General features: G+C 42.6%; 1 protein-coding gene. It reads left to right on the top strand.

Annotated elements, in window-relative coordinates:
* Window positions 1–293: 293 nt before the first annotated feature.
* Window positions 294–784 (top strand): hypothetical protein (locus HX793_RS32170; RefSeq protein WP_498055035.1); only part of this gene is annotated, 491 nt, incomplete at its 3' end.

Below are 784 nucleotides of genomic sequence, written 5' to 3'. Positions count from 1 at the left end.
GGTTATTCAGCCCGTCTTAGCCATTGGAAGTGGCAAAGGAAAGAAAAGGAAGGGCCCTCCTAAGCAAAATTGGAGGGAAAAGGTTCAGGTCGGGTCATCCAGTAATGGCTCGAGAACCAAGTCTTCCCAGATTCCTTGTGTGGCCAACCCCGATGAAGCCAACTGTTTCTACTGCAAAGAGAAGGGCCATTGGAAGAGAAGCTGCCCCAAATACTTGCAGGATGTCAAGGATGGGAAAGTAAAGCCATCGACAGCAGGTATATACACTATCTCTAAAAACTCACCATCTTCTAATTCTTGGGTNNCCATCTTCTAATTCTTGGGTCCTTGATACAGGATGTGGTTTTCACATTTGTTCTGATCTGCAGGGCCTAAAGGAAAGCAGGGAGGTGGAGCACGGTAGACTGAACTTGATCATGGGCAATAGGAGATCGTCCCCTGTTACCAAGATCGGCGTTTATAGTTTAGTGCTTAGTAGTGATGTTTGTTTAGAGTTATTTAATTGTTGCTATTCGCCAGAAATGGCAAGAAACATTATTTCATTTCACGCATTGTTCAGACAAGGATTTCAATTTTCTTTTGATAATAAAATTGGTTCGATTTCTGTTTTCAAAAATGGTATTTTGATTTTTACTGCTTATCCTTGTGATGGTGTGTATGAAACTGTTGAATGTGTTGACAATTTAGGACATAGTGTAAATTATATTGATTCTACTAGTGGTGTGGCAAAGGCATGTCTGTGGCGTAGTCGGCTCGGGCACATCCGCAAGAAACGCATCGCCCA

This window comes from Pseudomonas reactans, assembly GCF_013387025.1.
Lineage (GTDB): Bacteria > Pseudomonadota > Gammaproteobacteria > Pseudomonadales > Pseudomonadaceae > Aquipseudomonas > Aquipseudomonas reactans.
Note: the sequence above shows the minus strand (reverse complement) of the source record. Positions and strands in the feature narration are given on the sequence as shown.